We start from the raw sequence: 16,372 nt of genomic DNA, 5'->3' as shown, positions 1-16,372 counted from the left end.
CTTATTTTTGTACTACGATATTTTCCTGCGAAGGATCAACATGCTGTAATTGCAGTTTTTCCGTTGCGATCCGTTCAACCCGGCTGTGATCGCCGAGCGCGTTTTCTTCAAGGATCAGATTTCGCCATTCAATATCCAGCGCATCGCGTTCCAGTACCATCTGTTCGCGCTGCGCAGTTAATAAACGGGTATGGTGAGCGGTGGTAACCACCATGACTGCCGTCACAATGATGCAAATGAACAAGCAGAGTGGCAGCTTCCCAAACCGCAAAAGATCGTCGCCGATCACGCCAGGCAAGGCATGGCGCTCGTTGCTTCCTAACGATCCCTTAACTTTGCTTAGGGTCTCTGTCACTCTGCTGATCATGCGTTCGTCCTCTCTGCAATACGCAGCACTGAACTACGGGCACGTGGATTCTCTGCCACCTCTTCTTCGCCCGGCATCAACTTGCCTAATGCTCGCAACTGACGGCCTCCCAGCTTTCTGAGTTGTTCTTCCGTCATCGGCAGCCCAGCTGGAACCTGCGGACCGCGGCTCTGTTCACGCATAAAGCGTTTTACGATGCGATCTTCCAGCGAATGGAAGCTGATGATGGATAACCGCCCACCCGGGGCCAGCACGTCGAGCGAGCTTTTTAGCGCCAGCTCTATTTCCTCCAGTTCACTGTTTACCCAAATACGAACCGCCTGGAAGGTACGGGTCGCAGGATGTTTGTGCTTATCCTTCACCGGCGTTGCCGCCGCGATGACTTCTGCCAGCTCTTTGGTGCGGGTCATTGGCTCAACGCGGTTGCGCTCCACGATGGCGCGGGCAATACGTTTGCCAAAGCGTTCTTCACCGAAGGTTTTGATTACCCAGGCGATATCCGCTTCGTCAGCAGTTTGTAACCATTCAGCGGCAGACTGGCCGCGAGTGGGATCCATACGCATATCCAGCGGCCCATCACGCATAAAGGAGAAGCCGCGTTCTGCATCATCAAGCTGTGGTGAAGAGACGCCAAGATCGAGGAGAATCCCGTCGATCTTGCCGGTCAGGCCGCGCTCAGCGACATAATCCGCAAGCGCAGAGAAAGGTCCATGCACGATGGAAAAGCGAGGATCATCGATGGTTTGCGCAACGGCAATCGCCTGCGGATCGCGGTCAATTGCCAGCAGGCGTCCTTCCGCTCCAAGCTGGGAGAGGATCAAACGCGAGTGACCACCGCGACCAAAAGTGCCATCAATATAGATGCCGTCTGGACGAATATTCAGGCCGTTAACGGCCTCATCCAGCAGCACCGTTGTATGTTTATAATTTTCCATCATATTTATAGAGACAAGTCCCGCAGCCGTTCCGATAATGTTGCGGAATCAGACTGCTCAGCGTCGATATCTTCCTTGACCTGTTGATACCAGGTCGTTTCGTCCCACAGTTCAAACTTGTTGAACTGCCCGACCAGCATCACTTCTTTAGTCAGACCGGCATGTTGCCGCAACACAGGCGCAATCAATAATCGCCCGGCGCTATCCATCTGACATTCACTGGCATGTCCCAATAACAACCGCTGCACGCGGCGTTCTTGCGGGTTCATGCTCGACAGTCGCGACAGCTTTTGCTCAATGATTTCCCATTCAGGCAAAGGGTAAAGCAGCAGGCAGGGGGAGTTGATGTCAATGGTGCAAACCAGTTGACCCGAAGCGTTCTCAATCAGCTGGTCGCGGTATCGGGTTGGTACCGATAAACGCCCTTTGCTGTCGAGATTGACTAACGTTGCTCCACGGAACATGCCAGCCTCACCCCTCCTCACCACTTTAACCCACAAATTCCCACCTGAAGGAGTTTACGGAGCGAGGGAAAAGCTTGTCAAGCCAGGACTCTCTCTATACCGGCGCGAAAGCACCGTATTTACAGAGCAAGAGTGACCTGGCTAATAACTACACAACTGGCGAGGCAAAATTAACGTTATGAATATTTGTAAGAAAAAAACCGAATATGCACACGAGCGTTAAGACTCACTCAATATCATCGCAGGGAAATATAAAGTGTCAGTTTGCGACGCGGGCAGCATTTTAAGGCATATCGCCGGGGGATAACAGCACCAGATTAAGCGCAAGGCAATATGGATTCGTTCGTGTACATTGAGGGCTGAAGGGGAGAGTAAAAAATGGCTGAATATTCATCGGCTGGCGGCTGTTTGTAACAAAACAATACAAAAGAATGCCCGTTAAAAATTATAATTGCGCTTTTTAACGCCAAAACGGATTCAGAAAAATAGCCGGCTACGAATCTTAGAGATAAATCCTAATTTTTATCCGGGAATTATTTCCCGCAATAAATGCGCCGCAAAAGGGGCAGTTTTACCGCCCCTGTGGAAATATTAATGGCGGCTCAAAATCCCGCGCCGATAGAGATTACGTTTGATACGCGTAAGCCCGGGTTTCGGTTTGCGAGGTTCATCCAGGCTTGCCAGAACAATCTCAAGCACGCGCTCGGCGACGTCGCGGTGACGCTGAGCCACGGCCAGCACCGGACATTGCAGGAAGTCGAGCAGTTCGTTATCGCCGAAGGTCGCAATCGCCAGATCGGATGGCAGCTTGCCATCGCGACGTAACGTCACGTCCATCACCCCCTGCAACAGGGCAAACGAGGTGGTAAACAACGCCTGCGGCATCGGGTGCGTTTCCAGCCATTTCTCGAACAGTTGAGCAGCCGCTTCGCGCTCATAGCTGTTGGCATACAGATAATGAACGTCACGCGGATCGTCTTTCCACGCCGTCCGGAACCCTTGTTCACGCAGGAAGCTCACGGATAGTTCAGGCAAAGCGCCAAGATAGAGCACCGTTTCCGCCGGGAAGGTACGCAGCTCGGCAGCCAGCATTTCTGCATCGTCCTGATCGGCACCTACGACGCTGGTGAAATGTTCACGATCCAGAGCACGATCCAGCGCCACAATCGGGAATGGATCGTTCGCCCAGCGCTGATAGAAAGGATGCTCAGGTGGTAAAGAGGTCGACACGATGATGGCGTCAACCTGACGTTGCAGCAGATGCTCAATGCAGCGCATCTCGTTGTCGGGCTGATCCTCGGAGCAGGCAATCAACAGCTGATAGCCCCGCTGACGAGCCTGACGTTCAAGATAGTTGGCGATGCGGGTATAGCTGGTGTTTTCCAGATCCGGGATCACCAGGCCAATCGAGCGGGTGCGTCCGGCACGTAAACCTGCGGCGACAGCATTCGGATGGTAATTATGCTCACGAACGACTGCCATCACTTTCTCAACGGTCTTATCGCTGACACGATACTGCTTTGCTTTACCGTTAATCACATAGCTGGCCGTGGTTCTCGACACGCCGGCGAGCCGGGCGATTTCATCCAGTTTCACAATTGCCCCTCAAAAAAAGAAAAAAGTCCATGGCCCTGTCAAGGTTATGGTTAAATATTTTAACATCTAAACGCAGAATAGCTTTCACGGCAACCGCTTTTGTCCGCGTTGTCGGCGGATTACGCAAAAAAAAGCCCGGCTTTGGCTACCGGGCTGAAAGAGGCGAACCTTTTGCGCAACTAACGCATGATTTTATCGCCGCGCGAGAGGCCAACAACGCCAGAGCGCGCAACTTCAACAATTTTTGCCACATCCCTGACGGAGGCCAGGAACGCATCCAGCTTATCGCTCGTTCCGGCAAGCTGCACAGTATATATAGAAGGCGTGACGTCAATGATCTGCCCACGGAAAATATCCGTGTTACGCTTGACCTCTTCACGGCCATAACCGCTGGCCTGAATTTTCACCAGCATCACTTCACGTTCGACGTAAGCCCCCTGCCCCAGCTCGCTGACGCGCAACACGTCCACCAGCTTGTGCAATTGCTTTTCGATCTGCTCAAGCACTTTCGCATCGCCGACAGTCTGGATCGTCATGCGGGAGAGCGTTGGATCATCGGTCGGCGCAACGGTCAGGCTTTCAATGTTGTATCCGCGCTGCGCAAAAAGCCCAATGACGCGTGACAGTGCGCCCGACTCATTTTCCAGTAATACAGATAATATCCGGCGCATATCAGGTTCTCTCCGTTTTGCTTAACCACATTTCATCCATACCACCGCCACGGATATGCATCGGATAAACGTGCTCTGTGCCGTCGACGATGACGTCCATGAAGACGAGGCGATTGTTTTTAACGTGCTCAAGCGCTTCGCCGAGCTTCGCTTCCAGCTCTGACGGATCGGTTACCCGCATGCCAATATGACCATAGGCTTCAGCCAGACGGACAAAGTCCGGAAGTGACTTCATATAAGACTGAGAGTGACGGCCGGAATAAATCATATCCTGCCACTGCTTCACCATACCGAGGTAACCGTTATTCAGGTTAAGCACCAGCACTGGCAACTCATATTGCAGCGCAGTAGAAAGCTCCTGAATATTCATCTGTATACTGCCATCACCCGTTACGCAGATAACCGTTTCGTTCGGCAACGCCAGCTTCACCCCCAGCGCGGCGGGCAGACCAAAGCCCATCGTGCCAAGCCCGCCTGAGTTGATCCAGCGACGCGGTTTATCAAACGGGTAATACAACGCAGCGAACATCTGATGCTGGCCTACGTCAGAAGTGACATACGCCTCGCCTTTGGTCAGATGCCAGATCGTCTCGATCACCGCCTGCGGCTTGATGTTTTCACTCTGCGTGTCGTATTTAAGGCACTGACGGCCGCGCCATTGTTCGATTTGCTGCCACCAGTCACGGATCTCATCCAGCGGTTGAGAGGCGGTCTCCTGCGCCAGCAGTTCCAACATTTGATCCAGCACCTGTCGTGCGTCCCCCACGATGGGCACATCCGCCGGCACCGTTTTAGAGATAGAAGTAGGATCGATATCAATGTGTAGCACCGTCGCATTCGGACAGTATTTCGCCAGGTTATTGGTGGTGCGATCGTCAAAACGTACGCCGACGGCAAAAATCACATCAGAATGGTGCATCGTCATATTGGCTTCATAGGTGCCATGCATACCCAGCATGCCCAGCGCCTGACGGTGGGTAGCCGGGAATGTCCCCAGCCCCATCAGCGATGACGCGACAGGAAGGTTCAGCTTCTCAATCAGTTCGCGTAGTTGCGTTTCACAGGCTGCATTGACGGCGCCGCCCCCCACATAGACTACGGGCTTTTTCGCAGCCAGCAGCGTTTGCAGCGCACGCTTAATCTGGCCTTTGTGCCCATGCGTCGTCGGATTATACGAACGCATGCTCACCGACTCAGGCCACAGGTAAGGCAGTTTATTCGCGGGATTGAGAATATCTTTTGGCAGATCGACAACCACTGGCCCAGGACGACCGCTGGCGGCCAGCCAGAAGGCTTTTTTCAGCACGCCCGGGATATCTTCCGTTTGCTTAACCAGAAAGCTGTGCTTCACCACGGGGCGTGAGATCCCCACCATGTCGCATTCCTGAAACGCATCATAGCCAATCAGTGACGTCGCCACCTGTCCGGAGAGAATGACCAGTGGAATAGAGTCCATATACGCAGTCGCAATGCCGGTGATGGCATTGGTCGCTCCCGGCCCCGAAGTGACCAGCACTACACCCACTTCTCCCGTGGCGCGGGCCAGGCCGTCAGCCATATGCACAGCAGCCTGTTCATGACGAACCAGAACATGATCAATACCGCCTACCGTATGCAGCGCGTCATAAATATCGAGAACCGCGCCTCCGGGATAGCCGAACACTTGTTTCACGCCCTGATCGATAAGCGATCGGACGACCATTTCCGCGCCAGACAACATCTCCATGCTTTGCCTCCAGGCTTTTGTTATAGACGGTCAACAGAATTCATTTCCGCGCCGTCTTCTGACAGGGTAAACCCATCTTATAATGTGCAGAGTGATGGATACCTTAACCGCTCGTTATGAGGCAGGCAATTAGCAAACGGAATGCGAGAATGGGCAATAAAAGCAGAAAAAACAGCCATGAGACACGAATATGGTGAATTCGTCTGGTATGAGGGGAGACGCTAATAATTCATCTCTTAAAAAGAGGATGGATCAGGAAATCATCTATTTTTAAGCCTCCCTGAGTGTCTGAAAAAATGCGCACAGAATAAAATATTGTCTGCATAAAAAATCACAGAATAAACCGCATGGCACCATGCGGTTTATTCACCCTGACTTATCGACGACAAATATTGATCAGCAACTCTTCCATCCACTGATGCCCTTTATCCCGCCCCGCCGCTTCATGCCAGGAAAGATAACAGGTACGGCTATTCAGCTTGAGCGGCAGAGGTAAAATTTGCAGGCTCAGCGAATCGGAGAACTCTTCAGCAAGCCAGCGCGGTGCAATAGCGACTAGCTGCGTCTGAGAAACGACATTTAAAACGCTGACCATCGCCATCCCCTGATAGGCCACGCTGGCTTGTTTATCGGCAGTGTCATACCACGGCTGACTGAACGAAGCATATCTGTCTAGAGCAACAACGGCATGCTGCTCACTGTAAACATCGCTTTCACGCAGCGGCGAATTCATGCGTGGATGTTTTTTGCTGGCGACTAACACCATTTCATCTTTAAACAACGGAACACATGCAAACTCTGGACGGCGAAACTCTTCGTAGCCCAGAACAAACTCCGTTTCCTGATAACGAAGCTGGTGCTCAGTGTTTTGATTTAAAGATGATTTAAAAACGAGATGAATATTAGGAGCAATCTGTTCAACTTTATTATATATAACAGACGTCAAATAATTGTCTAACGGACTGCAAACACAGAGATGGAAAACCCGCTCACTGCTTAAAGGTTCAAACCCTGAGCCGGGAAGCTCATTTTGAACCAGCTGTAGCGCCTGACGAATCGAACCGAATAGCTGGAATGCACGCGCCGTGGGCTGGATACCTCTTCCATACCGGACGAATAACTCGTCGTTAAACATCACCTTAAGTCTGGCTACGGCATTACTCACGGCAGGTTGAGACATTCCCAGAGATTGCGCTGCTCGCGTAATATTCTGCTCCTGCATAACTGCATCAAATACAGTTAACAGGTTGAGATCCACTGTGCGTAACTGAGGCTTAACCCCATCATAAGGCTGTGGTTGGTTAATATTATTTTCTGGCATTTCTGACTCCACTGTCACGCTAAATTCCCTTTGCCAAAGTACAGTAATAACTTCGAAAAATATGATTTACCATGCATATACAACAAGCGAAAGGAAATTATTTAAAATTCAGAATATATAAAGAACCCTCATTCAAGAGATGCCATTAAGCATCCCCTGAATGAAGAGCTAAAAATCGTTCAAATGATATCTAAAACTTTAATGCAGGCATGAAACCATAAAGCTGGCAAATACACAATCACCGCCTTAGTTAATAATAACTTAAGTATTATTAAACTATGAAGGGCATACACCACGATTTCATTAACAAAATGATATCAATATTGATAACTTTCCCGCCCATGATTCATTCATAGAACTTATAACTCAATGAAATAAAACACATTCCATTTCACAGCACATCGGTAAAAATACTGTGTTCAATTGCTACCAATTATATTCAAATTATTCCAGAGATGAATCTCAAGTCCAATAATAGACAATTAAATCGGTTAACAGCGTAAAAACCAGCACAATTAGCTAATGTGTTTATCCTGCGCTGAGTGGCCGTTTTGCCTGAGAGGGGTTGACATGAGTCGGCGTATCCAGTACCACTAAAAGCATATCGCATTCATCTGGAGCACGATTCATGATTCGCACCCTTCGTTTCACCGGTCTACTACTACTAAACGCATCCACTGTGCGCGGTAGACTGGCGGGCGAAATTCAGCGTTGAATCGTCTTCAGTAAAACAAAAAACCCGCGCCACTGCGCGGGTTTTTTTATGCTCGTAGCAAGGCGCCCTAAGACTGACAAGGACCTAACCCATGAGCCAGCAAGTCGTTATTTTCGATACTACTTTACGTGACGGTGAACAGGCATTACAGGCGAGCCTGAGTGTTAAAGAAAAACTGCAAATTGCGCTGGCCCTCGAACGCATGGGTGTAGACGTAATGGAAGTCGGCTTTCCCGTCTCCTCGCCGGGTGATTTCGAGTCAGTACAGACCATCGCCCGCACCATCAAAAACAGCCGCGTGTGCGGTCTGGCTCGCTGCGTTGAGAAAGATATTGATGTGGCCGCGGAATCCCTGAAAGTTGCAGAAGCCTTCCGTATCCATACATTCATTGCCACCTCCCCCATGCACATTGCAACCAAGCTGCGCAGCACGCTGGATGAAGTGATCGAACGTGCGGTGTATATGGTTAAACGCGCGCGTAACTATACTGATGACGTCGAATTCTCCTGTGAAGATGCAGGCCGCACGCCGATTGACGATTTGGCCCGTGTAGTGGAAGCCGCGATTAATGCCGGAGCCAGAACCATCAACATCCCGGATACCGTCGGCTACACCATGCCGTTTGAGTTCTCTAACATCATCACCGGCCTGTACGACCGCGTACCTAATATTGATAAAGCCATCATCTCTGTTCACACCCACGATGATTTGGGTCTGGCTGTGGGCAATGCCATCGCTGCCGTCCACGCCGGCGCGCGTCAGGTAGAAGGGGCAATGAACGGCATTGGTGAACGCGCCGGCAACTGCTCGCTGGAAGAAGTGATCATGGCGATCAAGGTGCGCAAAGACATTATGAACGTACACACTCGCATCAATCACAACGAAATCTGGCGCACCAGCCAGACCGTGAGCCAGATTTGCAATATGCCGATCCCGGCGAACAAGGCGATTGTTGGTACTGGCGCGTTCGCTCACTCCTCCGGTATTCACCAGGATGGCGTGCTGAAGAACCGTGAAAACTACGAAATCATGACTCCGGAATCCATCGGTCTGAACCAGGTTCAGCTGAACCTGACCTCGCGCTCTGGCCGCGCGGCGGTGAAACACCGTATGGAAGAGATGGGGTATCAGGACAGCGATTACAACATGGATCAGCTGTACGACGCATTCCTGAAACTGGCTGACAAGAAAGGCCAGGTCTTCGATTACGACCTGGAAGCGCTGGCATTCATCAACAAACAGCAGGAAGAGCCAGAACACTTCCGTCTGGACTACTTCACCGTTCAGTCAGGCTCAAGTGATATCGCTACCGCCTCCGTCAAGCTGGCCTGCGGCGATGAAATTAAAGCGGAAGCCGCCAACGGTAACGGCCCTGTGGATGCCATTTACCAGGCGATTAACCGCGTCACTGAGTACGACGTAGAGCTGGTGAAATACGACCTGACGGCAAAAGGGCACGGTAAAGACGCCCTGGGCCAGGTTGATATCGTCGTCAACTATAACGGTCGCCGCTTCCACGGTGTGGGTCTGGCGACAGATATCGTTGAATCCTCCGCGAAAGCGATGGTGCATGTCCTGAACAACATCTGGCGCGCCGCCGAAGTCGAAAAAGAGTTGCAACGCAAAGCTCAGAATAAAGAGAACAACAAGGAAACCGTGTGATGTCGAAGAATTACCATATTGCTGTGTTGCCGGGTGACGGTATTGGCCCGGAAGTGATGACACAGGCGCTGAAAGTACTGGAAGCCGTACGTTCGCGTTTTGCGATGAAAATTACCACCAGCCACTACGACGTGGGCGGTATTGCCATTGATAACCACGGTACTCCCCTGCCGAAAGGGACTGTAGAAGGCTGCGAGAATGCCGATGCCGTTCTGTTTGGCTCCGTGGGTGGCCCTAAGTGGGAACATTTGCCTCCAGCAGAGCAGCCAGAGCGCGGCGCGCTGCTGCCGCTGCGTAAACACTTCAAACTGTTCAGCAACCTGCGTCCGGCGAAGCTGTACCCGGGGCTGGAAGAGTTTTGCCCGCTGCGCGCCGATATCGCCGCCAACGGTTTCGACATCCTGTGCGTGCGTGAGCTGACCGGCGGGATCTACTTCGGTCAGCCAAAAGGCCGCGAAGGCAGCGGTCAGCATGAGAAAGCGTTTGATACCGAGGTCTATCACCGTTTTGAAATTGAACGTATCGCTCATATCGCGTTTGAGTCAGCGCGCAAACGCCGCCGTAAAGTGACCTCTATTGATAAAGCGAACGTGCTCCAGTCGTCTATTTTGTGGCGCGAAATCGTCAGTGAAGTCGCTAAGCAGTACCCGGACGTTGCGCTGTCACATATGTATATCGACAACGCAACGATGCAGCTGATCAAAGATCCGTCCCAGTTTGACGTGCTGCTGTGCTCCAACCTGTTCGGCGATATTCTCTCGGATGAATGCGCGATGATCACCGGCTCCATGGGCATGCTGCCCTCGGCCAGCCTGAACGAAGAAGGCTTTGGCCTGTACGAACCGGCGGGCGGCTCCGCGCCGGATATCGCAGGTAAAAACATCGCCAACCCGATTGCGCAGATCCTCTCCCTGGCTCTGCTGCTGCGCTACAGCCTGGATGCAGGCGATGCAGCAACCGCAATTGAAAACGCCATTAACCGGGCATTAGAAGAAGGCGTCCGTACCGGTGATTTAGCACGCGGCACGGCGGCAGTCAGTACCGATGAAATGGGCGACATCATTGCCCGCTATGTCGCTGAAGGGGTGTAATCATGGCTAAGACGTTATATGAGAAGTTGTTTGATGCGCACGTTGTTTACGAAGCACCAAACGAAACCCCACTGTTGTACATCGACCGTCATCTGGTACACGAAGTGACCTCTCCTCAGGCATTTGACGGCCTGCGCGCGCATAAGCGCCCGGTGCGTCAGCCGGGTAAAACCTTTGCCACGATGGATCACAACGTTTCCACCCAGACCAAAGACATCAATGCATCTGGCGAGATGGCGCGTATCCAGATGCAGGAGCTGATTAAGAACTGTAACGAGTTTGGCGTGGAGCTGTACGATCTGAACCACCCCTATCAGGGCATCGTCCACGTAATGGGGCCTGAGCAGGGTATTACTCTGCCGGGCATGACCATCGTGTGCGGCGACTCCCATACCGCGACGCACGGCGCATTTGGCGCCCTGGCGTTCGGGATTGGGACCTCTGAAGTTGAACACGTTCTGGCGACGCAGACCCTGAAGCAGGGCCGCGCCAAAACCATGAAGATTGAAGTGAAGGGGAAAGCCGCGCCGGGCATCACCGCGAAAGATATCGTGCTGGCGATTATCGGCAAAACCGGCAGCGCAGGCGGCACCGGTCACGTCGTTGAGTTCTGCGGCGACGCTATCCAGGCGCTGAGCATGGAAGGTCGTATGACCCTGTGCAACATGGCCATTGAGATGGGCGCCAAAGCAGGCCTGGTGGCCCCAGACGAAACCACCTTCAACTATGTGAAGGGGCGTCTGCATGCGCCGAAAGGTCAGAATTTTGACGACGCGGTAGCGTACTGGAAAACCCTGAAAACGGACGAGGGGGCAATTTTTGATACCGTTGTGACGTTACAGGCGGAAGAGATCGCCCCGCAGGTCACCTGGGGCACCAACCCGGGCCAGGTGATTTCCGTCAACGACAGCATTCCTGACCCGGCCTCCTTTGCCGATCCGGTCGAACGTGCCAGTGCGGAAAAAGCGCTGGCTTACATGGGGCTGAAACCCGGCGTACCGCTGACCGACGTGAGCATTGATAAAGTATTCATCGGCTCCTGTACCAACTCCCGTATTGAAGATTTACGCGCAGCGGCAGAAATTGCTAAAGGCCGCAAAGTGGCGCCGGGCGTGCAGGCGCTGGTTGTGCCGGGCTCCGGGCCGGTGAAAGCCCAGGCGGAAGCGGAGGGTCTGGATAAGATCTTTATCGAAGCAGGCTTCGAGTGGCGCCTGCCGGGTTGCTCCATGTGTCTGGCCATGAACAACGACCGCCTGAATCCGGGCGAGCGCTGTGCCTCCACCAGCAACCGTAACTTTGAAGGCCGTCAGGGCCGCGGTGGGCGCACCCACCTGGTCAGCCCGGCAATGGCCGCCGCTGCGGCAGTCACCGGTCATTTCGCCGATATTCGCAGCCTGAAATAAGGAGACAATCATGGCAGAGAAATTTACCCAACATACGGGCCGGGTTGTCCCTCTGGACGCCGCTAACGTCGATACTGACGCGATCATTCCTAAGCAGTTTTTGCAGAAAGTGACGCGCACGGGTTTTGGTGCGCATCTATTCAACGACTGGCGTTTCCTCGACGATAAAGGCGAAGTGCCCAACCCGGAGTTCGTCCTGAACTTTCCGGAATACAAAGGGGCTTCCATTCTGCTGGCGCGGGAAAACTTTGGCTGCGGATCGTCGCGTGAACATGCGCCATGGGCATTGACCGACTACGGCTTTAAGGTGGTTATCGCCCCGAGCTTCGCGGATATCTTCTACGGCAACAGCTTCAACAACCAGCTACTGCCGGTGACGCTGAGTGACGAACAGGTCGATGAACTGTTTGCGCTGGTGCAGGCGAATCCGGGGATTTCGTTTGAGGTGGATCTGGAAGCGGAAGTGGTGAAAGCCGGGGATAAGATCTACAGCTTCAGCATTGATGCGTTCCGCCGCCACTGCATGCTGAACGGTCTGGATAGCATTGGCCTGACGCTGCAACACGAAGAGGCTATCTCCGCTTACGAGAAAAAACAGCCTGCGTTTATGGGTTAAAGGCAATGGCCCGCAGGGCGCGGGCCATTGATAAGGGTGCGTTGAGGCTCAACCACTCTGGAGAGGCGGGGCCCCCCCCGCCAATACCGCTAACGTTTCGCTTCGTAAGCCAACACTGCCGCCAGCTCTGTTTTCTCCTGTCTGAAGTGCAGCTCACACAGCGAGTCACGCACCATCCAGGTGAAGATCAACAGCGTCGTACAGATCAGAAACAAACCTAACAGCAGAGTACGTTTTGGCATTCCAGCCTCCTTATTGCTTTTCGGCAATGAAGAGACTAACCTCGCAATGATCGTTGTGAAGTTTGTCTCCCCATCAGTTTTTTGATGTGGGACTCTCCACTGTTTGCCTCTTGCGAAAGCCTGAGGCAAACAGCCTCAAGCACCCGTCACGCACTCTATGCGCCTTCTCTGCGCCTGTCAGAAAATCGTTTCATTTCGTGAAGCCGCCTTCCAGAATCAAACGTCTTTTACCCGGCACGTCAGCATCAGCGTGACGAGCGAAATCGCTGCGATCACCCAGTACACGGATGCATGCCCATAGCTTTGCGACAGTGCCCCCTGAATCACCCCTGCCAGAATCACGCCGGTAGAGATACTGTTGGTAAACAGCGTGGTCGCGGAGCCTGCGCGCCCCGGCATTAAATCCTGGAACCAGAGCATGCCTATCCCGGCAACGATTCCGATAAACACCGCGTTAAACAGCTGTAACGCCAGCAAGGCTTCACGCGAATGGAACAGGATCAGCCCCGCGTAGAACAGTACCCCGGCCGCCACGGCGACGACCATCATCCGACGCTTTCCGAAACGTTTGACGTAGTAACCCGCCAGAATCATCGCCGGGATCTCCAGCCCGGCAGCGGTGCCCATCAGAATACCCGCCAGCTTGTCGGGCAGTCCCAGATCGCTGCTGATCCACAGCGGCATATCAATAATGTACATGGTGTTGCATGTCCACATCAGCGTGGAGGCGATAAACAACATGCGGACGTTTTTATCCTGCCAGCCGCTCACCTGCGTGATGGGCTTGTCCGTCACCTGCTCTACGCGCGCCACCGATGGCAGCGCAAAGGCTATCAGCGCCAGGCTGATGACAAAAATCCCCGCCGCGATGGAAAACATGGTGGTGAAGCCGTAGTTCAGCGCCAGCATAAACGCCAGCGGCGGACCGATGACCCACGCGAGAGAGAGCTGCGCACGCATCACCGAGCTGAACATCACCACTTCCCTCGCCGAGCTGTCGGCGTACTCCCGGGCCAGGGCGAACAGTTGCGGCATCGCGGTGTTCGCCAGAGAGGCCAGCAGCACGCCGCAGGTAATGAGCGTCAGGTAATGGCGATTGAAGGCAAACAGCAGCGCGTTGCCCACGGCCATGGCGCAACAAAAGAGGATCAGCTTACGGCGATCGCCCTGGCTGTCGGATCGTTTCGCCAGCCACAGGCTGACGAGGATCCCTGCAATGGCGTTGACGGTGTAGAACAGACCCACCCAAAACGGCTGCGCCCCCACCTCGCGGCTGAGAAACAGGCTCAGCGTCGGCGCCTGAAGCGCGCCGGCCACGCCCATCATGAAGGCCACCAGCATAAAAGCGGCGTACACGCCATTCAGGCGTCGCCCCATCGTCATCAACCAGAGCATGCGCAAGTCCTTATGAAAGCGAATCGAAATTGGGTGGAATAGTAAACGAAAAAAGCCAGCAAAAAACATTTTGCTGGCGGGTGATTAGCACCAATACTCAGTCACACATGATCGAGGCGAGTTAGCGAGAAGAGGTCGATTTCGTAACGTCCCACTGCATCAGATCTTCCAGTATTCTCAGCCGCTGCTCTGCGCACTGGCGGGCCAGCCAGGACACTCCCTTTGTCGCTGAAAAATAGTGCTGATAAAACTGACGTGCGGTAGACCTCTTCATAATTTACCTCCTCGCTTCATCGAAAAGGATTATTGGCTTAATATAGGGATTAATAAATTGCTGATTTTTTGTCAGGAGTTCCCCTTTTATGCCTTCCGGTCGTCTGCAACAACAATTTATCCGTCTCTGGCAGTGCTGCGAGGGGCAATCGCAGGAGACCACGCTGAACGAGCTGGCCGAGCTCCTCAACTGCTCCCGGCGTCATATGCGCACGCTCCTTAATACCATGCAGCAGCAGGGCTGGCTAAACTGGGAGGCCGAAGCCGGACGCGGCAAGCGTTCGCGCCTGACTTTCCTTTATACCGGCCTGGCGTTACAGCAACAGCGAGCGGAGGATCTGCTGGAGCAGGACCGCATCGATCAGCTGGTCCAGCTGGTGGGCGACAAAGCCGCCGTGCGCCAGATGCTGGTCTCGCATCTGGGACGCAGCTTTCGTCAGGGACGCCACATTCTGCGGGTACTTTACTACCGCCCAATGAAAAATCTGTTGCCCGGTACGGCGTTACGTCGCTCTGAAACCCACATGGCCCGGCAGATATTCAGCGGTCTGACGCGGATAAATGAGGAAAACGGGGAACTGGAAGCGGATATTGCCCATCACTGGCAACAGGTGTCTCCGCTGCACTGGCGCTTCTTTCTACGCCCCGGCATTCATTTCCACCATGGACGCGAGCTGGAGATGCGCGACGTTATCGCCTCTTTAGAGCGCGCCCGCACGCTGCCGCTCTATTCGCATATCACGCGGATCCACTCCCCAACGGCCTGGACGCTGGATATTGAGCTTTCGCAGCCGGACAAATGGCTTCCGTGGCTTCTGGGCTACGTGCCATCAATGATCCTGCCTGCCGAGTGGCGATCCCTGAACAATTTTTCCAGCCAGCCGATTGGTACGGGCCCCTACTCCGTTACACGAAATAACAGTAATCAGCTGAAGATCCGCGCCTTTGATGATTACTTTGGCTATAGGGCGTTGATCGACGAAGTGAACGTCTGGGTGTTACCGGATCTCAACGAAGAGCTGAGCGCAGGCCTGACCCTGGAAGGGCCAACAGCCGGTGAAAAGGCGTTCGAAAGCCGCCTGGAGGAGGGCTGCTACTACCTGCTCTTTGATAGCCGCAGCCATCGCGGGGCAAACCACGACGTCCGCAGGTGGATAAGCCATATTCTGGCGCCCGCTAACCTGATTTATCACGCAGAGGAGCAATACCAGACCTGGTGGTTCCCGGCCTATGGCCTGCTCCCACGCTGGCACCATGCGCAGCCTGTCCGCAGTGAAAAGCCTGCCGGACTGGAGATCATCACCCTCAGCTACTATCGCGATCACATTGAGCACCGTTTTCTGGCGAGGATCATGAGCACGCTGCTGGCAGCCGAAGGCGTGACGCTGGCGATTCAAGAAGTCGATTATGATGAATGGCATCGCGGAGACGTCATCAGCGATATCTGGCTCAACAGCGCAAACTTTACGCTGCCGCTTGATTTCTCGCTCTTTTCTCACCTGTACGAGGTGCCCCTGATTCAGCACTGTATCAACCGGGACTGGCAGCAGGACGCCGCGCGGTGGCGCGCGGGAGAAATGGATCTGGCCGCCTGGTGTCAGGAATTACTGACCGGGCAGACGATCGTACCGCTGATTCACCACTGGCTGCTGATCCAGGGGCAGCGCAGCATGCGCGGCCTGCGGATGAATACCCTCGGCTGGTTTGATTTTAAATCCGCCTGGTTTGCGCCGCCGGAGCCATAACGCTTTCGTAATATTCACCAAATCATTACAATAGCGCCGTTCTCAACGGGGTGCTGCATCACTGATGTGCGCTGAGATAATACCCGTCGAACCTGATCCGGATAACGCCGGCGAAGGGATTTGAGGCTGTCTCTCAAAATCCTTTGCCA

At 53.6% G+C, this 16,372-nt stretch carries 16 protein-coding genes and 1 riboswitch; of the genes, 6 read left to right on the top strand and 10 right to left on the bottom strand.

Annotation, left to right across the window (positions count from 1 at the left end; genetic code table 11):
* Window position 1: 1 nt before the first annotated feature.
* The 7 genes from ftsL to leuO all read right to left on the bottom strand — a co-directional run bounded on the left by ftsL (window position 2) and on the right by leuO (window position 7,080).
* Window positions 2-367, bottom strand: coding sequence for a cell division protein FtsL (ftsL, locus tag LOC22_RS14440; RefSeq protein ID WP_003856363.1), 366 nt, complete (start codon window positions 365-367; stop codon window positions 2-4).
* Window positions 364-1,305 (bottom strand): 16S rRNA (cytosine(1402)-N(4))-methyltransferase RsmH, encoded by a 942-nt coding sequence (gene rsmH / locus LOC22_RS14435; protein WP_003856366.1) that lies wholly within the window; start codon window positions 1,303-1,305, stop codon window positions 364-366. The genes ftsL and rsmH overlap by 4 nt, the downstream gene beginning before the upstream one ends.
* Window positions 1,306-1,307: 2 nt before the next feature.
* Window positions 1,308-1,766, bottom strand: coding sequence for a division/cell wall cluster transcriptional repressor MraZ (gene mraZ / locus LOC22_RS14430; RefSeq protein WP_006810119.1), 459 nt, complete (start codon window positions 1,764-1,766; stop codon window positions 1,308-1,310).
* A gap of 591 nt (window positions 1,767-2,357) precedes the next feature.
* A complete protein-coding gene (cra, locus tag LOC22_RS14425; protein ID WP_003856369.1) occupies window positions 2,358-3,362 on the bottom strand; it encodes a catabolite repressor/activator in 1,005 nt (334 codons plus the stop codon).
* Between the two features lie 179 nt (window positions 3,363-3,541).
* Window positions 3,542-4,033: an acetolactate synthase small subunit gene (gene ilvN / locus LOC22_RS14420; protein WP_003856371.1), complete on the bottom strand. Its 492-nt coding sequence runs from the start codon at window positions 4,031-4,033 to the stop codon at window positions 3,542-3,544.
* Between the two features lies 1 nt (window position 4,034).
* Window positions 4,035-5,759 carry an acetolactate synthase 3 large subunit gene (ilvI, locus tag LOC22_RS14415; RefSeq protein WP_230238992.1) on the bottom strand — a complete coding sequence of 575 codons (1,725 nt, stop codon included), beginning with the start codon at window positions 5,757-5,759 and terminating at the stop codon, window positions 4,035-4,037.
* A 376-nt stretch (window positions 5,760-6,135) separates the two neighbouring features.
* On the bottom strand, window positions 6,136-7,080 hold the full coding sequence (gene leuO, locus LOC22_RS14410) for a transcriptional regulator LeuO (RefSeq protein WP_017383788.1): 945 nt from the start codon (window positions 7,078-7,080) through the stop codon (window positions 6,136-6,138).
* Window positions 7,081-7,708: 628 nt separating this feature from the next.
* Here leuO and leuL point away from each other — a divergent pair.
* The 5 genes from leuL (at window position 7,709) to leuD (ending at window position 12,568) form a co-directional block, all read left to right on the top strand.
* Complete coding sequence (gene leuL / locus LOC22_RS22320) at window positions 7,709-7,795, top strand: leu operon leader peptide (protein WP_057979999.1); 87 nt, start codon at window positions 7,709-7,711, stop codon at window positions 7,793-7,795.
* Window positions 7,796-7,886: 91 nt separating this feature from the next.
* A complete protein-coding gene (leuA, locus tag LOC22_RS14405) occupies window positions 7,887-9,458 on the top strand; it encodes a 2-isopropylmalate synthase (RefSeq protein WP_017383789.1) in 1,572 nt (523 codons plus the stop codon).
* Window positions 9,458-10,549, top strand: a complete 1,092-nt coding sequence (leuB, locus tag LOC22_RS14400) for a 3-isopropylmalate dehydrogenase (RefSeq protein WP_032652563.1) — start codon at window positions 9,458-9,460, stop codon at window positions 10,547-10,549. The genes leuA and leuB overlap by 1 nt, the downstream gene beginning before the upstream one ends.
* Window positions 10,550-10,551: 2 nt before the next feature.
* Window positions 10,552-11,952 carry a 3-isopropylmalate dehydratase large subunit gene (leuC, locus tag LOC22_RS14395; RefSeq protein ID WP_003856382.1) on the top strand — a complete coding sequence of 467 codons (1,401 nt, stop codon included), beginning with the start codon at window positions 10,552-10,554 and terminating at the stop codon, window positions 11,950-11,952.
* A 10-nt stretch (window positions 11,953-11,962) separates the two neighbouring features.
* Window positions 11,963-12,568: a 3-isopropylmalate dehydratase small subunit gene (leuD, locus tag LOC22_RS14390; RefSeq protein ID WP_015572662.1), complete on the top strand. Its 606-nt coding sequence runs from the start codon at window positions 11,963-11,965 to the stop codon at window positions 12,566-12,568.
* Window positions 12,569-12,657: 89 nt separating this feature from the next.
* Here the strand turns inward: leuD and LOC22_RS14385 are convergent, their stop codons facing one another.
* The 3 genes from LOC22_RS14385 to sgrT all read right to left on the bottom strand — a co-directional run bounded on the left by LOC22_RS14385 (window position 12,658) and on the right by sgrT (window position 14,479).
* Window positions 12,658-12,810 carry a Hok/Gef family protein gene (locus LOC22_RS14385; RefSeq protein ID WP_010427008.1) on the bottom strand — a complete coding sequence of 51 codons (153 nt, stop codon included), beginning with the start codon at window positions 12,808-12,810 and terminating at the stop codon, window positions 12,658-12,660.
* Between the two features lie 216 nt (window positions 12,811-13,026).
* The gene (locus tag LOC22_RS14380) at window positions 13,027-14,205 is read right to left on the bottom strand and encodes a sugar efflux transporter (RefSeq protein WP_015572661.1); all 1,179 of its coding nucleotides are present in this window, start codon (window positions 14,203-14,205) and stop codon (window positions 13,027-13,029) included.
* 121 nt (window positions 14,206-14,326) lie between these two features.
* Complete coding sequence (gene sgrT, locus LOC22_RS14375) at window positions 14,327-14,479, bottom strand: glucose uptake inhibitor SgrT (RefSeq protein ID WP_023303076.1); 153 nt, start codon at window positions 14,477-14,479, stop codon at window positions 14,327-14,329.
* An 88-nt stretch (window positions 14,480-14,567) separates the two neighbouring features.
* Here sgrT and sgrR point away from each other — a divergent pair, with 88 nt between their 5' ends.
* On the top strand, window positions 14,568-16,223 hold the full coding sequence (gene sgrR, locus LOC22_RS14370; RefSeq protein WP_047737145.1) for an HTH-type transcriptional regulator SgrR: 1,656 nt from the start codon (window positions 14,568-14,570) through the stop codon (window positions 16,221-16,223).
* A 36-nt stretch (window positions 16,224-16,259) separates the two neighbouring features.
* Window positions 16,260-16,360, top strand: a riboswitch (TPP riboswitch).
* The last annotated feature ends 12 nt before the right edge of the window (window positions 16,361-16,372 follow it).

The sequence above is a fragment of the Enterobacter sp. AN-K1 genome (assembly GCF_020971765.1).
Lineage (GTDB): Bacteria > Pseudomonadota > Gammaproteobacteria > Enterobacterales > Enterobacteriaceae > Enterobacter > Enterobacter hormaechei_C.
The sequence above is the reverse complement of the archived record's forward strand: the minus strand, read 5'-3'. Positions and strand labels throughout refer to the sequence as shown.

Bases quoted from the DNA above. Each gene is read 5' to 3' on its own strand.
- ftsL (WP_003856363.1), bottom strand. From the start codon at position 367: ATGATCAGCAGAGTGACAGAGACCCTAAGCAAAGTTAAGGGATCGTTA.
- rsmH (WP_003856366.1), bottom strand. From the start codon at position 1,305: ATGATGGAAAATTATAAACATACAACGGTGCTGCTGGATGAGGCCGTT.
- mraZ (WP_006810119.1), bottom strand. From the start codon at position 1,766: ATGTTCCGTGGAGCAACGTTAGTCAATCTCGACAGCAAAGGGCGTTTA.
- ilvN (WP_003856371.1), bottom strand. From the start codon at position 4,033: ATGCGCCGGATATTATCTGTATTACTGGAAAATGAGTCGGGCGCACTG.
- ilvI (WP_230238992.1), bottom strand. From the start codon at position 5,759: ATGGAGATGTTGTCTGGCGCGGAAATGGTCGTCCGATCGCTTATCGAT.
- leuO (WP_017383788.1), bottom strand. From the start codon at position 7,080: ATGCCAGAAAATAATATTAACCAACCACAGCCTTATGATGGGGTTAAG.
- leuL (WP_057979999.1), top strand. From the start codon at position 7,709: ATGATTCGCACCCTTCGTTTCACCGGTCTACTACTACTAAACGCATCC.
- leuA (WP_017383789.1), top strand. From the start codon at position 7,887: ATGAGCCAGCAAGTCGTTATTTTCGATACTACTTTACGTGACGGTGAA.
- leuB (WP_032652563.1), top strand. From the start codon at position 9,458: ATGTCGAAGAATTACCATATTGCTGTGTTGCCGGGTGACGGTATTGGC.
- leuC (WP_003856382.1), top strand. From the start codon at position 10,552: ATGGCTAAGACGTTATATGAGAAGTTGTTTGATGCGCACGTTGTTTAC.
- leuD (WP_015572662.1), top strand. From the start codon at position 11,963: ATGGCAGAGAAATTTACCCAACATACGGGCCGGGTTGTCCCTCTGGAC.
- LOC22_RS14385 (WP_010427008.1), bottom strand. From the start codon at position 12,810: ATGCCAAAACGTACTCTGCTGTTAGGTTTGTTTCTGATCTGTACGACG.
- LOC22_RS14380 (WP_015572661.1), bottom strand. From the start codon at position 14,205: ATGCTCTGGTTGATGACGATGGGGCGACGCCTGAATGGCGTGTACGCC.
- sgrT (WP_023303076.1), bottom strand. From the start codon at position 14,479: ATGAAGAGGTCTACCGCACGTCAGTTTTATCAGCACTATTTTTCAGCG.
- sgrR (WP_047737145.1), top strand. From the start codon at position 14,568: ATGCCTTCCGGTCGTCTGCAACAACAATTTATCCGTCTCTGGCAGTGC.